Source organism: Planobispora longispora, assembly GCF_016863135.1.
Classification (GTDB): Bacteria; Actinomycetota; Actinomycetes; order Streptosporangiales; family Streptosporangiaceae; genus Planobispora; species Planobispora longispora.
The window spans coordinates 24,602-44,475 of sequence record NZ_BOOH01000067.1; the positions used below are offsets into that span (position 1 = coordinate 24,602).

Here is a 19,874-nt window from a genome sequence, read left to right on the forward strand (position 1 = left end):
TCACGGGGTGACCATGAGCAGTGTTCTGATCGTCGAAGACGATCTCGACATCCGGGATCTGACCGTGTTCCGGCTGGAACAGGCGGGCCACGATGTACGCACCGCCGGCGACGGGATGGAGGCCCTGACCGAGCTGGAGGCGAACCGGCCCGACATCGTGATCCTGGACTGGATGATGCCGGGCCTGTCGGGGCCGGAGGTCTGCCGCAGGCTGCGCGAGATGCCCGGGATGGAGGGCGTGGTGGTGCTGATGCTGACGTCGAAGGCCCAGGAAGGCGACGTGGAGGAGGGATTCCGGGCCGGCGCGGACGACTACATGGTCAAGCCGTTCAGCCCGCGCGAGCTCGCGGTGCGCGTCGAGGCGCTCCTGTCCCGCGCCCGTCCCTGACCTCGCGTTCGCGGCTCGGCGGGCGTCCCCGCACTCCGGGCCGTGCCGTGCGGGCACACGGAGGTCACCGGGAGGGGCGTGCCGGTCTCCGCCTCCGGCGGCGCGCCGCCCTCCAGTGATCTCCGCGGCGATCCTCGCGGACGCGGCCGTCGGCGGCTGTTCGCTCTCAGCGAGATATGGCGGAGTGTGCGCACTTAACGACGTGGAGCGATGTGCACCGATTTTGCACCCTTTCCGCACCCACTCCCGCAACCGATCGCGACGTAACGTGTTCAACACATCACGTAAAGCCACCTCGGCGGGACGCCGTGGATGGTCCGCGACTCACGGAGGAGTGCCCCATGACCGGTCTTTACCTCAAGCTCCTGGCCCTGATGAGTGGTGACGACCGTGACCGCGGCGCCACGGCCGTGGAGTACGGCCTCATGGTCGCGCTCATCGCGGCGGTCATCGTCGGCACCGTGATCCTGCTCGGTCAGGCCCTCGACGTGCAGTTCACCGAAGTCCTCGACCAGATCGGCTGATCGCGTGCCCCGGCTGGGCCTTCGCGCGCAGCCGGGCCGTACCAGGACGGTCACGCGGCCCGGGCTCCCCGGCCGGCCCGCCCCAGCGGCGGGCCGCGTCGCCCGGCCCGCGGGACCCCGGCGCACGGCGCGCGCCGGAGAGCGGGGCGCCGCCTCCGTGGAGACGGCGCTCATGCTCCCCGTGATCCTCTTCCTCCTCTTCGCGATCATCGACTTCGGGCGCATGTTCAACGCGCAGGTCACGCTCACCGAGGCGGCGCGGGAGGGCGCCCGGGCCGTCGCGCTCGGCCACCTGGCCGGACCCCGCGTGGAGTCGGCCGCCTACGGGCTGTCGCCCCTGTCCACCACGGTCACCGCCTGCCCCATCACTCCTGACCCCGGCGCCGACGCTGTCGTCGAGGTCAGGCACTCCTTCGAGTTCATCACTCCGGTGACCGGACTGGCCGCGCTGTTCGGCGGCGGCCTGGACGGGCCCATCACCCTGACCGGCAGGGGGGTCATGCCGTGCCTCGGCTGAACCTCCCGGCCCTGCGCTCCGCGCTCCTGCCCGGACGCCTGCGCTCGGCCTGGCGCGGCGGCGACGAGGGCGGCATCGCCGTCCTGGTCTGCGTGCTGATCACCGGCGGGGTGCTGCTGGGCATGGGCGCCCTGGCGGTCGACGTCGGCCAGCTCTACGCCGAACGCGAGGAACTGCAGAGCGGCGCCGACGCGGCCGCCGTCGCCGTCGCCGAGCAGTGCGCCCGTGACGGGGGCTGGTGCGGCACGGCGCCCACCGCCACGGCGCAGCGCTACGCCGACGCCAACGCCAAGGACGGCACGTCGGGGGTGGAGACCGTGTGCGGCCGGACCGGCAACGGGGCCCTGCCCGCCTGCCCGCCCGCGCCCGGCAACCTGGCCTCCTGCCTCGGCGACGCGCCCGACACCGCCGTGTACGTGGAGACGCGGACCCTGTCCCGGCAACCCGGAGGAGAGACGCTGCTGCCGCCGATCCTGGCCGCGACGCTGCTCGGCCGCGACGGCTACGCCGGAGCCGAGGTGCGGGCCTGCGCCCGCGCCGCCTGGGGCCCGCCGCTGCGGGCCCGCGGCCTGGGCCTGACCGTCTCGCTGTGCGAGTGGCGTGAGGCCACCGCCGGCGGGACGGTGTTCGCGCCCGCGCCGCCCGCCGTCGTGACCGGGGCCTCCGAGTCCGTGCTCTACCTGCACACCACCACGGCGAGGACGTGCACGACCCGCGGCTCGGGCGGCGACAACCCGGGCGGGTTCGGGTGGCTGGACGACCTGGACGACACCTGCTCGGTGCTCGTCGAGGCCGACGGCACCTACGGCGGCGACCCGGGCGTGTCGCCGTCCAGGGAGTGCGAGGAGGTCCTGGAGGACGCCCGCGACAGGCGGACGCTCACCTACCTGCCGATCTTCCGGGAGGTCGCGGGGACCGGTCAGAACACCCGGTACACGATCGAGGGCTTCGCCCCGTTCGTCATCACCGGCTACGCCCTGCCCGGCGCCTCCGAGCCGTCGAGGCTGACCGGGGTGAGCCACTGCAAGGGCTCCGACAAGTGCGTCTACGGCTACTTCACCCGCGCCCTCATCCCGGCGAGGGGCACGATCGGCGGTCCCGACCTGGGCGCCGCCATCGTGACGCTGATCGGATAGTCGGAGGGAGGACGAAAGGCGTGAAATCGCGCATGCTCACGCTCCTGGCCGCGCTCGTGCTGGGCCTGGGCGGGGCCGCCGCGGTGCTGGTCTACGTCTCCGGCGCCGAATCGCGCGCGCTGGAGGGCAAGAAGGCCGTCAGCGTGCTGGTGGCCAAGGACCGCATCCCGGCCGGGACCACCGGGGAGCGGGTGCGCTCCGGCGAGCTCACCGAGCTGGTGCGCATGCCCGCCGAGAGCGTCCCGGCCGACGCCCTGGGCGCCCTGGACGCCGCCACCGACAAGCTGGTGCTCACCTCCGGGCTCCAGCCGCGCCAGCTGCTGCTGCGCGGCATGTTCGCCGCGCCGGAGCGGGCCACCGGGGGACTGACGATCCCCGAGGGCAAGCTGGCGATCACGGTGGAGATGACCGTCGCCGCCGAGGTCGCCGGATACGTCCGGCCCGACACGCAGGTCGTCGTCTTCGACACCTTCAACGTGCTCGAAGGCCGCGACGGCGTGCCCGCGGGCGACCGGCTGGCCGAGGGCGCCGACACCAACAAGGCCACCCGGGTGCTGCTCCCGCGCGTGCAGGTGCTCGCCGTCGGGCCGCGCCGCGCCGTGCCCGCCGAGGGGGCCGACGCCGCCGAGCAGGAGCAGGAGAAGGAGCGGACCGTGCTGGTCACCGTGGCCGTCAACCAGGCCGAGGCCGAACGGCTGGTGCACGGGGCCCAGACCGGCACCCTCTACCTCGGCCTGCTCACCGACACCGCCGACGTCGCCCCCGGTCCCGGCGTCGACAACCACTCGCTGTTCCGCTGACCGGCGGGAGAGCGCGGCGCCGCGAGGGACGGCGGCGCCGCGGCAGAAAGACCTGACGTCCGGAAGGAGGCGATATGACTGTCATCTACGAGCCGTGGCCCGCGACGGCCGCGGAGCTCGCCGCGCTCCTGGGGCAGGCGGGCCACGCGGTCCGGATCGCCGCCGACCCCGCCGAGCTCGGCGCGCTCCTGACCGCCGACCCCGCCGAGCCGCTCGTGGTCTTCGGCCCCGGGGCCGCGCCCGCCGAGGCCGTGGCCTTCGCCGCCGAGCAGCGGCTGCGCCGGCCCGAGACCGGCGTCGTGCTGCTGAACTCCGACGCGGGCGCCGGCCTGCTGCGGGAGGCGCTGCGGGCCGGCATCAGGGAGGTCGCCGACCCGGGGGACCCGCACGCCGTGCTGGAGGCGTGCGGGCGCTCGCTGGAGGTGTCCCGGCGGCTGAGCGCCTCGCCGTACGGCCCGCACGGCGCGCCCGCCCCCCACGGCGAGCACCCCGCCCCGGGCGGCCGCACCCCCGGACATCCCGGCAGGATCGTCACGGTCCTGGCCACCAAGGGCGGCTGCGGCAAGACCACCGTCGCCACCAACCTGGCGGTGACGCTGGCCGACGGCGGCCGGCGCCGGGTCCTGCTGGTGGACCTGGATGTGGAGTTCGGCGACGTGGCCATCGCGCTGCAGCTCACCCCCGAGCGCGGCCTCGCCGACGCCATCACGATGGCCGACCGGCTCGACGAGACGGGGCTGCGCTCGCTGCTGACGCCGTACCGGCCGGGCCTGGACACGCTGCTGGCGCCGGTCCGGCCGACCGACGGCGAGCAGATCGGCGGCCCGCTGGTCGGGGAGGTGCTGCGCCTGGCCCGGAACATGTTCGACTACGTCGTCGTGGACACGCCGCCGCACTTCTCCGACCCGGCGCTGGCCGCGCTCGACGTCACCGACCACTTCCTGGTGCTGGCCGCGCCCGACGTGCTGACGCTGAAGAACACCCGCATCGCGCTGGAGACGCTCGACCTGCTCGGCCACCCCGCCGACCGGCGGATCGTGACGCTCAACCGTTCCGGCTCGCCGGTCGGGCTGACCCCGCAGGACGTCGAGCGGGTGCTGCGGGTGCCGCCGCACGCGCACATCCCCTCCAGCGCCGATGTGCCGATCTCGCTGAACCGGGGCGTGCCGCTGGCGGCCGCCGACCCCGCCCACGCGGTCAGCCGGGCCATCGCCGACCTCGCCGCCCGCCACCTGGACGCGGCGGCGTCCGAGCGGCCCCGGCGCGAGCGGGGCCGGCGCGGGTTCCTGCGCAGGGTGAGGGGCTGAGCGGCCGGTGGGACGCGACGATCGGGAGAGGGACTGATGGGACTCAACGACCGCATCGCCCGGCGGCGCGTGGACGCCGTGCCGCAGGACGCCGCCGAGCGGGCGCCGGGCCCCGACGGGGCCGGTGCGGCCGCGCCGGTCCGGGCCGTCGATCCGCTGGCCGAGGTGCGCCGCCGGGTGCACCAGGCGCTGCTGGACGTGCTCGGCCCGCAGATGTACGCCGACGTGGGCGGCGACGACGACCTGCGGCGGCGGGTGCGCGAGACCATCGGCGAGGTGCTGGCGGGCGAGGAGACGCCGCTGACGGCCGCCGACCGGGCCCGCATCGCCGACGAGGTCGCCGACGACATCCTCGGTCACGGCCCGCTGGAGCCCCTGCTGCGCGACCCCGACGTCAGCGAGATCATGGTCAACGGCCCGAACCTGATCTTCGTGGAGCGGAGCGGGCGCATCCAGGAGGTCGAGACGCGCTTCGCCGACGACGCCCACCTGCGGCGCGTCATCGACCGCATCGTCTCGCGGGTCGGCCGGCACGTCGACGAGGCCAGCCCGATGGTCGACGCCCGCCTGCCCGACGGCAGCCGGGTCAACGCCGTGGTCAGCCCCATCGCGCTGGACGGCGCCATGCTGACCATCCGCAAGTTCTCCAAGGACCCCTACACCGTCGACGACCTGATCTCCTTCGGCACGTTCACCCGGCCGGTGGCCGACGTGCTGGAGGCGTGCGTGCGGGGCCGCCTCGACATGGTGATCAGCGGCGGCACCGGTTCCGGCAAGACCACCACGCTCAACGTGCTGTCGAGTTTCGTGCCCTCCGGCGAGCGCATCGTCACCATCGAGGACGCCGCCGAGCTGCAGCTGCGCCAGAGGCACGTGCTGCGCCTGGAGTCGCGCCCGGCCAACACCGAGGGCCGGGGCGAGGTCACCATCCGGGACCTGGTCCGCAACGCGCTGCGGATGCGCCCGGACCGCATCGTCGTCGGCGAGGTCCGCGACGGCGCGGCCCTCGACATGCTCCAGGCCATGAACACCGGCCACGACGGCTCGCTGACCACCGTGCACGCCAACACCCCGCGCGACACGCTGGCGCGCCTGGAGACGATGGTGCTGATGGCCGGGGTGGACCTGCCCGCGCGGGCCATCCGGGAGCAGATCGCCTCCGCCATCGACGTGATCGTGCAGGTGACCCGGATGAAGGACGGCGTGCGCCGGATCACCCACGTCACCGAGGTGACCGGCATGGAGGGCGAGGTGGTCACCCTCCAGGACATCTTCGTGTTCGACTACCGGGCGGGCATGGACGAGAACGGCCGCTACCGGGGCACGCTGGTGCCGACCGGGCTGCGGCCGCGGTTCCTCGACGAGATCGCGAAGGCGGGCGTCACCGTCCCGCCGGGCGTTTTCGGGGGCGCGTGGTGAGCCCGGCGAGGTCCGTGCCCGTTCCGGTACGGCCCGCCGCCGAGCGCCGGGCCGCCCCCGCCGGGGCCCCGGCGCCGGTCCGGGCCGCCGCCGGGCCGCTCGCCGCGGTCCGGGCCGTGCCGGCCGCCGTCCTCGCCCTCGTCCTCGTGCCGGCCGTGGTCCGGGCCGTGCTGGCCGCCGTCCTCGTGCCGGCCGTGGTCCTGGTCGCGGCGCCGGCGGCGCGGGCCGACGGCGAGCCGTCGCTGGCGGCGAGCGCCGTGCGGACCACCCCCGGCCGGGCGCAGTTCTACCTGACCGCGCGGGACCTGCCGGCGGGCGCGTCCCTGGAGACGGCGCGGATCACCGTGCGCGCCGGGGACACGCCGCTGCCCGTCGCCGTGGAGCCCGCCGCGGGCGGCGCGAAGGACGGGAAGGGGAACGCCGCGCAGGCCCCCGCCAGATCCGTGGTGATCGTCTTCGACGCCAGCCTCTCGATGGCCGGCCCGCCGCTGGCCCAGGCCCAGGACGCCGCGCTGCGCTACGCCCGCGCCGTCCCCGCCGACGTGCGGATCGGCCTGGTCAGGATCGGCGACCGGGCCGAGACCGTGCTGCCGCCCACCGCCGACCGGGCGGCCTTCACCGCGGCGGTGCGCGGCCTGCGGGCGGCGGGCGCCACCGCCCTGTACGACGCGGTCGCCGAGGCGCACGCGCTGTCGGCCCGGGAGAAGGCGGGGGACCGGCGGCTGCTGGTGTTGTCCGACGGCTCCGACACCTCCTCGCAGACCGGCCTGGAGGCGCTGACCAGGCGGCTGAGCCGGGACGGGGCGGTCGTCGAGGTGGTGGCGTTCGGCGACCGGGTCGACGTCGCCGCGCTGGGCCGCATCGCCTCCGCCGGCGGGGGGAAGGTCCGCCGCGCCTCCCGGGGAGAGGAGCTGGCCTCGGCGTTCCTGTCGGCCGCCGCCGCGTTCTCCCCGCCGGTGCTGGTCACCGTGCGGGTGCCGGGGGAGCTGGCCGGGCAGAGCGCGCGCCTGACGGTCGAGGCCCGCCCGGGCGGCCCGGCGGGAACCCCCGCACCGGCGCCCGACCCCACGGCGACGACCCCGGCACCGGTGATCGACCCGACGGCGACCCCTCCGGGGACGGCGGGCGACCCGCCGGCGGCCGCCGGCGGGACCTGGGCGGCGAGCACGACCGTCTCAGTGACCTTCGCGGCCCCGCCGCACGCGGACGGCCCCGCCGCGCCCCCGCCCGCCGCCACGGTCGCCGGCCCGCCGGACTGGCTGTACCCGGCGGGCGGCGGCGCGCTGCTGGCCTCCCTGGCGCTGGCGGCCGCGGCGCTGACCCGGCCCCGCCGGGGCCTGGAGGGCGGGCGGCTGGCCCAGCTGGAGCGGTTCACGCTGGGCCGGACCGCGCCCGCGGGCGGCACGGGGGCGGGGGTCCTCAACGTGCCGGGCGCGGCGCTCGCGCTCACCGAGAAGGTGGTGCGCGCCCGGGGCCGGCACGAGCGCCTCACCATCGAGCTGGAGCAGGCCGGGATGAAACTGCTGCCGCACGAGTGGACGCTGCTGCGGCTGGGGGCCGCATTCGGCGCGACGGTCCTGCTCGGCCTGCTGCTCTCGCCCGTCGCCGGGCTCCTGCTCGGCCCCGGCCCGGCCTGGGCGGCCTGCGCCTTCTACCGGCGCCACCGCGCCGCCCAGCGCTCGCGCCGCTTCGCCGAGCAGCTGCCGGACGCGCTGCAGCTGGTCGTCGGCTCGCTGCGGTCCGGGTTCTCCCTGGGGCAGGCGCTGGCGGCGCTGGTACGGGAGTCGGCCGAGCCGGTCAGCACCGAGTTCGGCCGGGCCCTGGCCGAGACCAGGATCGGCGTGGACCTGGAGGACGCCCTGGAGAAGGCGGCCGAGCGCACCGCCTGCCGGGACCTGTCCTGGCTGGTGATGGCCATCCGCATCCAGCGGGAGGTGGGCGGCAACCTGGCCGAGATCATGGCGACCGCGGTGGACACCATGCGCGAGCGCGCCCGTCTCCGCCGCCACGTGCGCGCCCTGACCGCCGAGGGCCGCCTGTCGGCGTACGTGCTGATCGCGCTGCCCGTCGGCATCGGCGGCTGGATGTTCCTCATCCGCGGCGAGTACGTGCGCCCCCTCTACACCGAACCGCCGGGCATCGCCATGCTGGTCGCCGCGGTGTTCCTGGTCGCCGCCGGGGCCTTCTGGATGAGCCGCCTGATCAAGGTGGAGGTCTGAGCCGATGCGACTGCTGCTGCTGATGGGCGGGCTGACGGCGCTGTCGGCCGCCGGCGCGCTGCTGGTGCGGGTGCTGGCGATGGGCCGTACCGGACGGCGGGTGGATCCGGGACGGCTGGAGTCGATCGAGCGGGTGTACGGCGCGGGCCCCGCCCCCCAGGCGCCGCAGGAGCCGTTCACCGACCGGGTGCTGCGCCCGCTGGCCGGCCGGTTCGGCACGCTGGCGCGCAGGCTCACCCCCGCCGGCATGGTCGCCCGGATGAACCGCTCGCTCACCTACGCGGGCAACCCGCCGAAGTGGCCGGTCGAGCGGGTCATGCAGGCCAAGGGGCTGGGCCTGCTGGCGGGCGGTTTCATCGGCCTGCTGTACGGCTCCGGCCTGGGCGGCGCGCTGACGCTCCTGGGCCCCGTGCTGGGCGCGGCGGCCGGGTTCTTCCTGCCGGACCTGCTGGTCTACAACCTGGGCGTGCGCCGCCAGCAGGAGATCGCCAGGACGCTTCCCGACATCCTCGACATGCTGACCGTCAGCGTGGAGGCCGGACTGGGCTTCGACGCCGCCGTGGCGCAGGTGCGCGTCAACGCCGAGGGCCCGATGGCGGCGGAGTTCGCCCGGATGCTGCGCGAGATGCAGCTCGGCAAGCCCCGCACCGACGCGCTGCGCGCCATGTCGGAGCGCACCACCGTGATGGAGCTGCGCGGGTTCGCCTCGTCGGTGGTGCAGGCCAGCGAGCTGGGCATCCCGATCGCCAACGTGCTGCGCGAGCAGGCCAGGGAGATGCGGCTGCGCCGCCGCCAGCGCGCGGAGGAGGCGGCCCAGAAGGTCCCCATCAAGATCCTCTTCCCGCTGCTGTTCTGCCTGTTCCCCGCCCTGTTCGTCATCATCATCGGCCCCGGCGCCCTGCGCATCGTGGAACTGCTCGGCACCTGAGCGGCCGGCAGGTGAGCCCGGCGCCGGATGCGGCCGGGCGTCCGCCGGGCGACGGCGCCGCCGGACACCCTGGAGAGGGCTGGCCTGCCGTCCCCGCCGGGCGCATGCTCGAACTATGGACTACGACGGCTACATGACACGCGCCGATGAGGCACGCACGCGGGCGTGGGAGGCCGGCTTGCGGGTCGCCCAGATCAAGCAACGGCTCATCGATCTGGCCTCGTACGGCGAGAAGGCGTTCACCCCCTCGCCCGATGCACGCGACCTGGCCTTGTCGGCCGAGCAGTGGGCGGAGCAGGCCGTACCGCGCGCCCGCCGAGCCGCGTCGCGGTGCCGGCAGGCCTATTGCTCCGCCGCCCTCGCCCATGACAGGGCGGCTTGGCTTTATGAACGCCTGGAGGCCGAGGGCTTCGGTGCGCCGGATGAGAATCGGCTGCACGCGGCGCACCATCGTGAAATGGCGGCCGCCGATCGACAGGCCGCACAGGACATGGAGGAGGCAGACTGAGCACGCGCCCGAGCCGCGACCCGCACGGCGGAAGACCGTCTCCCGCCCTATGCCTGCCCGGTCCTCGCCGGCCTGCCGGGCCGCCGTACGGCGGTGAGCGGCGGCGGGGCCGGGGACGCCGGGAAAACGCCGATGACCCCGCCGGGAGGGATCCCGGCGGGGTCATCGGCGTCTGTGGGGCGGTGTGCATGTCGCCTCTCGGCGAAAGGCACAACGCGGCTCCAGCCGTACGGTAGTCCGCGAAGGCGAATTAGGTGAGGCCCGGGGACACGGGCACACCGTCCACGGAGAGAGATAACCGACGTCTCCCGCCGGATGTTCCCGCCCCCCTTTTTTCGGCGGGACGGGACGCGCGTCAGCCGGCCAGGGCCAGGGAGGCGCCGCCCGGGGTGGGGCCGGCCAGGACCCAGCGGCCGCGGCCGCCGCGCTTGGCCTGGTACATGGCGACGTCGGCGGCGCGGATCAGGTCGCCGGGGGAGGTGACGCCCCCGGCGTGGACGGCGATGCCGATGCTGGTGCCCACGCGCAGCTCGTGGCCGTGGTAGCCGACCGGTTCGGTGACGACGGCCAGCAGCCGCTCGGCCAGGGCGGTGATCTCGGAGACGTCCGCGGGGCCCGGGCACAGCAGGGCGAACTCGTCGCCGCCGAGCCGCGCCACCAGGTCCCCGTCGCGGACGGCGCCGCTCAGCCGGTTGCCGATCTCGACGAGCAGGGCGTCGCCGGCCTCGTGGCCGTGGGTGTCGTTGACCGCCTTGAAGCCGTCCAGGTCCAGGTAGAGCAGGACGTCGCCGGCGACGGACTCCTCCAGGCGGGACAGGATGGTGCGCCGGTTGGCCAGGCCGGTGAGCGGGTCGTAGGAGGCCTGGTAGGTGAGCAGCTGCTCGGCGCGCTCCTGCTGGCGCACCGCGACGGTGAAGCGGGTCAGCACGAAGCCGCTGGCCGCGACGGTGGCGATCAGCAGGGCCAGGCGCTCGCCGCCGGAGCCCGAGCCCTCGGCCACGGCGATGGCCGGAGCGGTCAGCAGGGCGAGGCCGAGGAAGACGATACGGGCCGGGTGCAGGGTGCGGGTCCGGCGGCCGGGGCGGACCAGCTCCTCGCGGTCGGACCGCATCATGGTGATCACCATCAACGCGTTGGCGAAGAAGATGACCCCGCTGACGAACATGACGATCGCCTCGTACTGCCACATCACGCGCCCGATGTCGGCGACGAGCCGGCCGAAGCCGGCCACGATCATCAACCGGGTGGGGACGCCGCGGACGCCCGGCGACAGCACCAGCAGCAGCACCGCCGCCATGATCAGCACGTCGCCGACCATGTAGGAGGCGTCCAGCAGGATCTCCGCGGTGTACTGCCCGCCGCTCGCCGTCAGTTCCGGATCGATCATGACCCGCCACAGGCCGAGCGTCGCGGCGGTGGTCAGGGTGAGCATGTCCAGCAGCGGCTCGCGCAGCTGCCCGCGGGCCCGCCGCCGGGCCATGATCATCAGCCCGGCGCCGATCGCGGCGTACCCGCCGAGCCACGGGACGTCCATCCAGCCGACGGGACTCGCCTCCGGCAGGAAGTAGAAGAAGACCGTCATCACCGCATCGCCGAGCAGCAGGAGCGTCTGCCCCAGGGCGATCAGCAGCCAGGGCCGCCGGTCGGCGCGGGCGCCGGAACCCGCGACCGGGCGCAGCGCCGCCCACCAGGCGGCGATGCACACGACGGCGTAGCAGCCGAAGTAGACGATCTCACCGGTCAGGGTGCCGATCGTCATCGTGATGACGACACCGGCCAGCGCCGCGGCCACCACGAGCCACCAAGTGCGTAGAGCGGTCATATTCCTGTGATCGGACAATGACCGTATGAAATGAGTCGTTTCTGCGAGGATGCCCCGACGCCGTCGGTGATCAACGATTTTCTCCCCGTCACCGCTGCGTGAGGACGTCTCCCGACGCCGAGAGCGTTCCCACGCATGCCCGGCCCGGCCCGCCCGGGGCCGGGAACGGCGAACGGGGCGCGGGGCACCTGTGCGGTGCTCCGCGCCCCGTCGTCTCCGAGCGCTCAGGCTCGGCGCGCGGGCCGTGCCTGTCAGGCGTGCTGGCCGACCGGGACCGGAACGGTCGTGTCGGCCGCGCGGCGCGCGTCCAGGGCGAGCATCAGGCGGTCCTGAAGCTTGAAGGTGCCCACGATGAGGTTGCGGTAGGCGCCGGCCAGGGTGTCCGGCGGCGGCTCGAACGCCTCGTCGTCGAGTTCGATGACCTCGCCGATCCGGTCCACGAGCAGGCTGACCCACTCGTCGTCGACCGAGACGATCACGTTCATCGCCGGGACGTTCAGGTCCCGCGGCGGCAGGCCGAGCTGGACCCGCAGGTCCACCGCGGCGATGACCTGACCGCGCAGGTTGAACAGGCCGCCGACCGAGGTCGGCGCGAGCGGGACGCGGGTGTACTCGTGGAAGCGCAGGACCTCCTGCACCTGGGCCACGTCCACCCCGAACAGCTGGTCGGCCACCTCGAAGGTGGCGTACTGGCGGCTGGGCATTGTCAGGCTCCCACCATCGAGTCGGTGATTTCGGACATTTCTGTATAGAACCGCGGGTCGGCGGCGAGGATCGCGCGGCGCACGTCCAGCAGTTCGGTGACGCGCTGCTGGATCACGGCCGAGCCGGTCAGGCCGTCGTCGTCGAGGTCGCTGCGGGCCTCGATGTGGTCCTCGACGATGTCGACGATCTGCTCGACGACCAGGGCGACGCTGCGGCCCCGCTCGGTGTAGACCACCGCCGGCACCGTCTCGCCCTCCTGCACGTCGTAGCAGCCCAGCAGCGAGGCCAGGCGGATGACCGGCAGGATGTGGTCGCGGTACTGCACGACCTCCCGGCTGCCGACCCGCTCGATGCGCTCGACCGGGAACTCTTCCAGGCGGGTGACCATGTCCAGCGGGATCGCCACGCGGCGCTCGCCGATGCCGGCGATGAGCAGGCGCTCGATGTCGCCGCCGCGGGGACGGTTGTCGACCTGGTCCAGCTGCGCCCGCTCGGCGGCCTCGGCGGCCAGGTGCGAGCGGCGGGCCAGCGACGGGATGTCGAGGATGAGGGCGACCTTGCCGTCACCGACGATGGTGGCGCCGGCGTACACGCCGACGTCCTTCATCCGGCCGGTCAGCGGCTTGACCACGATCTCCTCGGTGTTGAGGACGCGGTCCACCACCAGGCCGAAGCGGCGGCCGTCGGCCTGCAGCACCGCGATGTAGACGTCGCGGTCGCTGTTGCGCACCGGCAGCCCCAGCGTCTCGTCCAGGCGGACCAGCGGGAGCAGCTTGCCGCGCAGCCGGTAGACCGGCGCGCCCGACACGTGCTCGATCGCCTGGCCGGACTGGCCGTCGACGAACACCAGCTCGTCCACGCCCACCTGCGGGATGGCGTAACGCTCGGCGCCGCACTCCACGGTCAGGGCCTGGATGATCGCCAGGGTGAGCGGGATGGTCAGCCGCCAGGTCGTGCCCTTGCCCAGCGTCGAGTCGACGTCGACGGCGCCGCCGATCTGCTCGATGTTGGTCTTCACCACGTCCATGCCGACACCGCGGCCGGAGACGTTGGTGACCTTCTTGGCGGTGGAGAAGCCGGGCCGGAAGACCAGGCTGATGATCTCGCGCGACTCCATCCGGGCGAGCTGGTCGCGCGTGACGACGCCGCGGTCCAGCGCCGTCTGCGCCACCCGCTCGACGTCGATGCCCGCGCCGTCGTCCTTGATCTCGACGATGACGTGGCCGCCCTCGTGGTAGGCGCGCAGGGTCAGGGTGCCCTGGCCGGGCTTGCCCTTGGCGACGCGCTCCTCGACGGTCTCGATGCCGTGGTCCACCGCGTTGCGCACCAGGTGCGTCAGCGGGTCCTTGACGGCCTCCAGCAGGCTCCGGTCGAGCTCGGTCTCCTTGCCCTCCATCGCCAGCGCCACCTGCTTGCCGAGCGCGCCGCTCAGGTCGCGCACGACGCGCGGCAGCTTCGACCAGATGTGGTCGATGGGCTGCATACGCGTCTTCATGACGCTCTCCTGCAGCTCGCTGGTGATGAGGTTGAGCCGCTGGGTGGTGCGGGCCAGCACCGGGTCGGAGATCTCGCTCACGCCCCGGACGATCTGGTTGCGGGTCAGCACCAGCTCACCGACCAGCCGCATCAGCGTGTCGAGCAGGTCGACGTCGACGCGGATGGAGCTGTCGGCGATGCTGCGCTTGGTGTTCTGGCCGGTCTCCTCGGTCGCGGACTCCCGCGGCGCCGGCTTCTTCGGGGCCTCGGCGGCCGGGGCCTCGACGGGCTTCTTCGGGGCCTCGGCGGGCTCCTCGACCGGGGTCTCCGCCGGGGTCTCGGCGGGGGCGTCCTCGACGGCCTCCGGCTCGGCCTTGGCCTTCGCGGTCCGGGGCTTGGCGGACTTCGCCGGCTTGGCCTCCGCCGCGGGCGCGGCCTGCGGCGCGGCCGGCTCCGGCTTGGGCGCCGACGGGTCCTCGATGCAGGCCGTCACCATCGCGATGACCGTCTCGACGTCGACGTCGCCCTCGCCGCCGGTCTCCTCGATGGACTCCAGCAGCTTGCGTACGGTGTCCACCATGGCCAGCAGAGCGTCCGCGCTGGCCGGGTTCATCCGCTGCGCGCCGTCGCGCAGGCGGGACAGCAGGGACTCGCCCGCGTGGGTCAGCGTCTCGAGGCGGTGGAACGCCAGGAAGCCACTCGTGCCCTTAATGGTGTGGATTGTCCGGAAAATGCTGGAGAGCATCTCCCGGGAGCCCGGATCCTGCTCCAGAGCCACCAAGTCCCGGTCCAACTGATCCAGGTTCTCGTGGCTCTCGACCAGGAACTCCTGGATGATGTCGCCCAACTCGTCCACGACGTTCCTCTCCCTCTCTTATAAGGCAGCCCCTTCATCGGCGATCGCCCGCATCACCTGAGGAACTCTGCGAAACCCGGGACGAACCCCACATCCCGGACACCCGTTTCCCTCAGTCCCGCCCCCGCCCTGCCGATGCGAAGACATCGAGCTTCCAGCTCCAGCCCGCGACGGACGCGCTCAGCACCCGTCGCCCGAAGCGGCAAGGACGCCGCACACGGGGAGCACCCGGGCACCACGGAAGGGACAGACGATGCTCCGTACCGCCGCGCGTCGACCACACAGAACGCTCCGCGCGATGACCACCGCCGGCCTGCTGTCCTTCGCCCTCCTCGGCGGAACCGCCGCGGCCACGACGGCGAGCGCCGCGGCCGCCCCCGCCCCCGCCCCCAAACCCGGCACCGTCCGCAAACCGGCGGGACAGCTCATCTCCGGCCACTACATCGTGGTCCTCAAGAACGGCACCGCCACCACCGCGACCGCCGTCCGCAAACAGGCCGGAACCCTCACCACCCGCCGCGGCGGCAAGGTCTCCCGCACCTTCGCCGGCGGACTCAAGGGCTTCACCGTACGAGCCTCCGAAACCCAGGCCCGCCTCCTGGCCGGCGACCCCTCCGTCGCCTACGTCGAACAGGACGCCGTCATCCGCGCCACCGACGTCCAGAACGACCCCACCTGGGGCCTGGACCGCCTCGACCAGCGCGCCGCCGGCCTCGACGGCGCCTACACCTACCCCTCGACCGCCGCCGGCGTCGACGTCTACGTCATCGACACCGGCATCCGCTCCAGCCACACCGACTTCGGCGGCCGCGTCACCGGCGGCGTCGACACCGTCGGCGACGGCAACGGGACCAACGACTGCAACGGCCACGGCACCCACGTCGCCGCCACCATCGCCGGCCAGACCTGGGGCGTCGCCAAAGGCGCCGACCTGCACCCCGTCCGCGTCCTCGGCTGCAACGGCAGCGGCTCCCTGTCCGGCGTCATCGCCGGCGTCGACTGGGTCACCCAGAACGCCACCGGCCCCTCCGTCGCCAACATGAGCCTCGGCGGCGGCGCCAGCACCGCCCTCGACGACGCCGTCCGCCGCTCCGTCGCCGCCGGCGTCACCTACGTCGTCGCCGCCGGCAACAGCGCCCGCGACGCCTGCACCGCCTCCCCGGCCCGCGTCCCCGAAGCCCTCACCGTCGGCGCCACCACCAGCGGCGACACCCGGGCCTCCTTCTCCAACTACGGCCGCTGCCTGGACCTGTTCGCCCCCGGCGCGAACATCACCTCCGCCTGGAGCACCGGCGACACCGCCACCGGCACCATCAGCGGCACCTCCATGGCGGCCCCGCACGTCGCCGGAGCCGCCGCCCTGCACCTGGCCACCACCCCCACCGCCACCCCGGCACAGGTCGCCCAGGCGCTGACCGGCGCCGCCACCCCCGCGATCATCCAGAACGCCGGCACCGGCTCACCCAACCTCCTGGCCTACACCGGCACCGAAGAGGTCCCCGAGCCCCCGGTCGAAGACCCCGAGCCGCCGACCGACACCCACTTCGTCAACGACATCGACGTCCCGCTCGACAAACGATGGCACCGCCCCGCCGGCAGCGAGCTGACCGTCAGCGGCATGACCGGCGGCGCCGACACCGCCACCGTCACCGTCGCGATCAAGCGCGCCAGCCGCGCCGACCTCGTGATCGACCTGGTCCTGCCCGGCGGCAGGACGGTCCTGCTGCGCAAGCTCAACCTGCGCGACCGCGGCGCCGACCTCGACGCCACCTACACCGTCCCCGTCACCGGCCGCACCCTCGACGGCGCCTGGAAGCTGCGCGTGCGCACCCTCCTGCCGATGCGGAGCAACGGCTACCTGGACACGTGGAGCGTGCGGTTCCCCTGACCGCCGCACCACCCCGCATCGTGCCCGGGGCCTTCGGCGATGCCCCGCGGGGCCCCGGGCGCACCAACCACACCGGATGCAACCGTCCGGCACCCCAAGCGCTACCGGCAGTGAGACCCACGCCACATCCAATGGAATCCAAGCGCCGGACCCACCAGCCCGGCCGCCTGACGGACGAGGAGATGACGTTCCGATGAGCATCGAAATCAACAACACCGTCCGAGCCGAGGCTCTCGCCCTCGCACCCGTCTCGGCCGGGGTCTACCTGGACCGCGAGACCGCCGAGACCGCCATCCTGACGGCGATGGACAAGCACGGCGGCGAGGCCGGCTGCGCCGCGGCCCTGGCCCAGGAGTTCGGCGAGCACCCCGAGTTCGTCTGCGAGCGCATGCGCTGGGCGAGCTCCGTCGTCGGCGCCCTGTACGCCTGACCTGCGGCTTCTTCCGATCCCCAGCGATGGCGCGGCCGGAGACGGTCGTGTGTTGTGCCTTCCACCCGCCTTTACAATGTAAAGAAGCGTAGGTCGCACAACACCCCTGAGCCGGGCTAGGCGACTCTCCCCTCGGCGCCGCCCGCACGGCCCGCGCCGCGCCGTACGGCCTCCAGCCTGCGCCTCAGCGACGCCAGCAGCGCCGGATCGGGCGCCGCCCGGTTCCTTTCGGCCTCGGCCCGCTGTTCGGCCCGCTCGGACTGCTCCCGCAGCCGGCGGCGGTTGGCCTCCGCCACGGCCTGGGACGGCAGCTGCGCCAGGAGCGCTCCCGACTCGTCGATCCACGCCGCCAGGCGGTAGCGGATCCAGCCCGGCAGCCAGCGCGGCTCGTCGGTGTAGCCCCACGGTCGTCCGTCCGGCTGGACGTTGAGCATGTGCTTGACGTCGCTGACGGTCGCCCCGGCGATCAACGCCGACCGTAGCAGCGATCTCAGGTGCTTCGGGGAGATTCTCCGCAGGACGTGGACGTCTTCGCGGAGCCTCCGGCAGGCTTCGAGCATTTGCGGCTTTGTTTCCGGCGTTACGGTGCTTGGCCAGGTTCGCTCGGGTGTCGCGGGTGATGTCCCGTTCTGTCCGCTCTCCTCGCGCGCGTATACGGGGCTCGTGTTATCACTTAGAGCAACCATGGAAACACTTGGGGTGCGAGTTACCTCCACAGGAAGTACTTCCACCGGCCACGGGACGTCCTGCCAGAGCTCCTCGGTGAGGGCCCCGGGGGCGGGGTGGGGCATGGCGGTCAGCCGCTCCAGCTCCTCGGGGTCCATGGCGTCCAGGACGGCCTGGGGCGCGGTGAGGACGTACTGGGCGGCGAGGTTGCCGAGCCCGTCGTCGACGCGGCCGCCCCGGCAGCCGGGGCGGTAGCGCGGGGTCGAGCCGGAGACGAGCGTGAAGAGCGCGCCGATCTCCCTGAGCCAGCGCAGCCGGTCGGCGAGGGTCCTGCGCGACACCCCGGCCTTGGCGGCCAGCAGCGCCCAGGTGGCGCCCTTGCGCGGCGAGGTGACCATGTCGGGGCCGGTGTGCAGGATCAGCTGCCAGACCACGGCGGTGGTGTTGCGCCACCAGTCGGCGCGGCGGCCGGCGGCGGCGGGATGGGCCTGGATGAGGTGCAGCCAGAGCACCAGGGTGTGCACCGGGACGAGGGTGTCCGGAATGGAGGCGCCCGCCATTACCTCGGCTGGCGCACATTTAGGGCTGCTTTTATGGAAAACAGGCGCAGCCTTACGAAGGCTGATATCGCGTGAGGCGGGTCGGGACACGCGGAAGGGGCGATTTTCGCGTGTAGGTGGCCGACCCGGGGACCTGTCGTCTATGGTGGTCTCCAGAAGTTCCATGGAACAGCGCATGTCAAAGGCGCAGTCGGCACGACCTGATGTCACTGCGGAACAGCACTGTCCTGTGGTTTGGGGGAAGTCCCTCGCGCGAGGTTTCTCAGGCCAACAGCGCGGGGGCTTCCGCGTTTATGAGGTCGCCGACCGACGGCGATTGAGATTAACGCCTGGAGCTCCTCCTTCGCGGGAGAATCGCGATGTTCATGCCGCGGCTCCCTGTCGCCCCTCGATGAGCGGGAGCGGGTCCTGCGTCGCCGCGCGCGGCGGCGGGGCCAGAACGAAGTCGTGCTCGCGGGCGAGCACCCTGACGATGTATTCGTTCACCGAGCATCCGCGTTGCTGGGCGAGAGTCTTGATGTCGCCGAGAAGCTCAACGGGCACCCGCAGGGGGTGCTGCTTCACCGGCCCCCACTTGGGGTCAGGTCCGCGCTTGCTACCACTCATGAGGCCGTTATACCGATTTGCCGATTCAACGATCCAGCAGCTGTCACGGCGAGTCGCGAAAAATATTCAGAGAGTTACCTGTTCTGGATGCTCCCTGCTCAAAGGGGTGCCGGGGGCATCCGGGGCGTCGCGGCCTAGGCAACTCCGGCGTGACATGACACGATCTTGAGATGACCAGCAGTCCCGCCGCGGCGCAGCACCTGCGCGACCTCGCGCGACTGCGCCGCGTCCGCGACCGGATCGACCGGGAGTACGCGCAGCCGCTGGACGTCGAGGCCCTCGCGCGCGGCGCGAACATGTCGGCCGGGCATCTCAGCCGCGAGTTCCGGCGCGCCTACGGCGAGTCGCCGTACGCCTATCTGATGACGCGGCGCATCGAGCGCGCGATGGCGCTGCTGCGCCGCGGCGACCTCAGCGTCACCGAGGTCTGCTTCGCGGTCGGCTGCTCGTCGCTGGGCACCTTCAGCACCCGCTTCACCGAGCTGGTCGGCGTGCCGCCCAGCACCTACCGGCGTCAGGCGGCGCGCGCGACGGCGGGGATGCCCTCGTGCGTGGCCAAGCAGGTGACCAGACCCGTCAGGAATCGAGAAGCACCCGCCGGAAGGCCGCGGCTAGCGTGATCGTCATGAACCTCAGCATTCACGCGAGCTTCCTGCCGCACGACGATCCGGAGGCCTCCCTGGCCTTCTACCGCGACGCCCTGGGTTTCGAGGTCCGCAACGACGTCGGATACGACGGGATGCGCTGGATCACGGTCGGCCCGGCCGGCCAGCCCGACGTCTCCATCGTCCTGCAGCCGCCCGCCGGCGATCCGGGGATCACCGACGACGAGCGCCGCACCATCGCCGAGATGATGGCCAAGGGCACCTTCGCCGGCATCGTCTTGGCCACCGCCGACCTCGACGGCGCCTTCGAGCGGCTGCAGGCCGGTGACGCCGAGATCGTCCAGGAGCCGACCAGGCAGCCGTACGGCGTCCGCGACTGCGCCGTCCGCGATCCCGCGGGGAACCTGATCCGCATCCAGGAACGAGACTGAGCCGTACGGCTCCCGCATGACGACCCGCGCGGGCGGTTCCGCGGAGCCCGCGCGCGACGCCGGCGCGGGCGCTGCCGCCCGGC

At 73.3% G+C, this 19,874-nt stretch carries 19 protein-coding genes; 14 read left to right on the forward strand and 5 right to left on the reverse strand.

The genetic code is table 11. The features are described from left to right. The first annotated feature begins 13 nt into the window (after positions 1 to 13). The 10 genes from Plo01_RS36800 to Plo01_RS36845 all read left to right on the forward strand — a co-directional run bounded on the left by Plo01_RS36800 (position 14) and on the right by Plo01_RS36845 (position 9,746). The gene (locus Plo01_RS36800; protein WP_203895409.1) at positions 14 to 388 is read left to right on the forward strand and encodes a response regulator transcription factor; all 375 of its coding nucleotides are present in this window, start codon (positions 14 to 16) and stop codon (positions 386 to 388) included. Between the two features lie 341 nt (positions 389 to 729). After that, positions 730 to 912, forward strand: coding sequence for a Flp family type IVb pilin (locus Plo01_RS36805; protein ID WP_203895410.1), 183 nt, complete (start codon positions 730 to 732; stop codon positions 910 to 912). Positions 913 to 1,069: 157 nt separating this feature from the next. Continuing rightward, positions 1,070 to 1,429, forward strand: coding sequence for a TadE/TadG family type IV pilus assembly protein (locus Plo01_RS36810; protein WP_275415454.1), 360 nt, complete (start codon positions 1,070 to 1,072; stop codon positions 1,427 to 1,429). Beyond that, the gene (locus tag Plo01_RS36815) at positions 1,417 to 2,565 is read left to right on the forward strand and encodes a pilus assembly protein TadG-related protein (protein WP_203895412.1); all 1,149 of its coding nucleotides are present in this window, start codon (positions 1,417 to 1,419) and stop codon (positions 2,563 to 2,565) included. The genes Plo01_RS36810 and Plo01_RS36815 overlap by 13 nt, the downstream gene beginning before the upstream one ends. Positions 2,566 to 2,585: 20 nt before the next feature. After that, complete coding sequence (gene cpaB / locus Plo01_RS36820; protein ID WP_203895413.1) at positions 2,586 to 3,365, forward strand: Flp pilus assembly protein CpaB; 780 nt, start codon at positions 2,586 to 2,588, stop codon at positions 3,363 to 3,365. Positions 3,366 to 3,439: 74 nt separating this feature from the next. Beyond that, complete coding sequence (locus Plo01_RS36825; RefSeq protein ID WP_203895414.1) at positions 3,440 to 4,672, forward strand: CpaE/TadZ family protein; 1,233 nt, start codon at positions 3,440 to 3,442, stop codon at positions 4,670 to 4,672. A gap of 36 nt (positions 4,673 to 4,708) precedes the next feature. After that, positions 4,709 to 6,091, forward strand: coding sequence for a TadA family conjugal transfer-associated ATPase (locus tag Plo01_RS36830; RefSeq protein ID WP_239317809.1), 1,383 nt, complete (start codon positions 4,709 to 4,711; stop codon positions 6,089 to 6,091). After that, positions 6,088 to 8,310, forward strand: coding sequence for a type II secretion system F family protein (locus Plo01_RS41180; RefSeq protein WP_203895415.1), 2,223 nt, complete (start codon positions 6,088 to 6,090; stop codon positions 8,308 to 8,310). Before Plo01_RS36830 ends, Plo01_RS41180 begins: the two co-directional genes overlap by 4 nt. A 4-nt stretch (positions 8,311 to 8,314) precedes the next feature. Continuing rightward, complete coding sequence (locus Plo01_RS36840) at positions 8,315 to 9,238, forward strand: type II secretion system F family protein (RefSeq protein ID WP_203895416.1); 924 nt, start codon at positions 8,315 to 8,317, stop codon at positions 9,236 to 9,238. Between the two features lie 115 nt (positions 9,239 to 9,353). Then, complete coding sequence (locus Plo01_RS36845; RefSeq protein WP_203895417.1) at positions 9,354 to 9,746, forward strand: hypothetical protein; 393 nt, start codon at positions 9,354 to 9,356, stop codon at positions 9,744 to 9,746. 355 nt (positions 9,747 to 10,101) lie between these two features. Here Plo01_RS36845 and Plo01_RS36850 read toward each other — a convergent pair whose 3' ends face one another. From Plo01_RS36850 to Plo01_RS36860, 3 genes are all read right to left on the reverse strand, one after another. Further along, positions 10,102 to 11,568 (reverse strand): GGDEF domain-containing protein, encoded by a 1,467-nt coding sequence (locus Plo01_RS36850; RefSeq protein WP_203895418.1) that lies wholly within the window; start codon positions 11,566 to 11,568, stop codon positions 10,102 to 10,104. 251 nt (positions 11,569 to 11,819) lie between these two features. Continuing rightward, positions 11,820 to 12,272 carry a chemotaxis protein CheW gene (locus Plo01_RS36855; protein WP_203895419.1) on the reverse strand — a complete coding sequence of 151 codons (453 nt, stop codon included), beginning with the start codon at positions 12,270 to 12,272 and terminating at the stop codon, positions 11,820 to 11,822. A gap of 2 nt (positions 12,273 to 12,274) precedes the next feature. Further along, complete coding sequence (locus tag Plo01_RS36860; protein ID WP_203895420.1) at positions 12,275 to 14,605, reverse strand: chemotaxis protein CheW; 2,331 nt, start codon at positions 14,603 to 14,605, stop codon at positions 12,275 to 12,277. Positions 14,606 to 14,903: 298 nt separating this feature from the next. Here Plo01_RS36860 and Plo01_RS36865 point away from each other — a divergent pair, with 298 nt between their 5' ends. Both Plo01_RS36865 and Plo01_RS36870 read left to right on the forward strand, forming a co-directional pair. Then, the gene (locus Plo01_RS36865) at positions 14,904 to 16,493 is read left to right on the forward strand and encodes a S8 family peptidase (RefSeq protein ID WP_203895421.1); all 1,590 of its coding nucleotides are present in this window, start codon (positions 14,904 to 14,906) and stop codon (positions 16,491 to 16,493) included. Positions 16,494 to 16,686: 193 nt separating this feature from the next. Then, positions 16,687 to 16,923 carry a hypothetical protein gene (locus Plo01_RS36870; RefSeq protein WP_203895422.1) on the forward strand — a complete coding sequence of 79 codons (237 nt, stop codon included), beginning with the start codon at positions 16,687 to 16,689 and terminating at the stop codon, positions 16,921 to 16,923. Between the two features lie 116 nt (positions 16,924 to 17,039). Here the strand turns inward: Plo01_RS36870 and Plo01_RS36875 are convergent, their stop codons facing one another. Both Plo01_RS36875 and Plo01_RS36880 read right to left on the reverse strand, forming a co-directional pair. Next, positions 17,040 to 18,113: a hypothetical protein gene (locus Plo01_RS36875; RefSeq protein WP_203895423.1), complete on the reverse strand. Its 1,074-nt coding sequence runs from the start codon at positions 18,111 to 18,113 to the stop codon at positions 17,040 to 17,042. Between the two features lie 399 nt (positions 18,114 to 18,512). Beyond that, the gene (locus tag Plo01_RS36880) at positions 18,513 to 18,755 is read right to left on the reverse strand and encodes a hypothetical protein (RefSeq protein WP_141703763.1); all 243 of its coding nucleotides are present in this window, start codon (positions 18,753 to 18,755) and stop codon (positions 18,513 to 18,515) included. A 170-nt stretch (positions 18,756 to 18,925) separates the two neighbouring features. Between Plo01_RS36880 and Plo01_RS36885 the strand changes: the two genes are divergently transcribed. Both Plo01_RS36885 and Plo01_RS36890 read left to right on the forward strand, forming a co-directional pair. Next, a complete protein-coding gene (locus Plo01_RS36885; RefSeq protein WP_203895424.1) occupies positions 18,926 to 19,375 on the forward strand; it encodes a helix-turn-helix transcriptional regulator in 450 nt (149 codons plus the stop codon). 5 nt (positions 19,376 to 19,380) lie between these two features. Continuing rightward, the gene (locus Plo01_RS36890; RefSeq protein ID WP_203895425.1) at positions 19,381 to 19,791 is read left to right on the forward strand and encodes a VOC family protein; all 411 of its coding nucleotides are present in this window, start codon (positions 19,381 to 19,383) and stop codon (positions 19,789 to 19,791) included. The last annotated feature ends 83 nt before the right edge of the window (positions 19,792 to 19,874 follow it).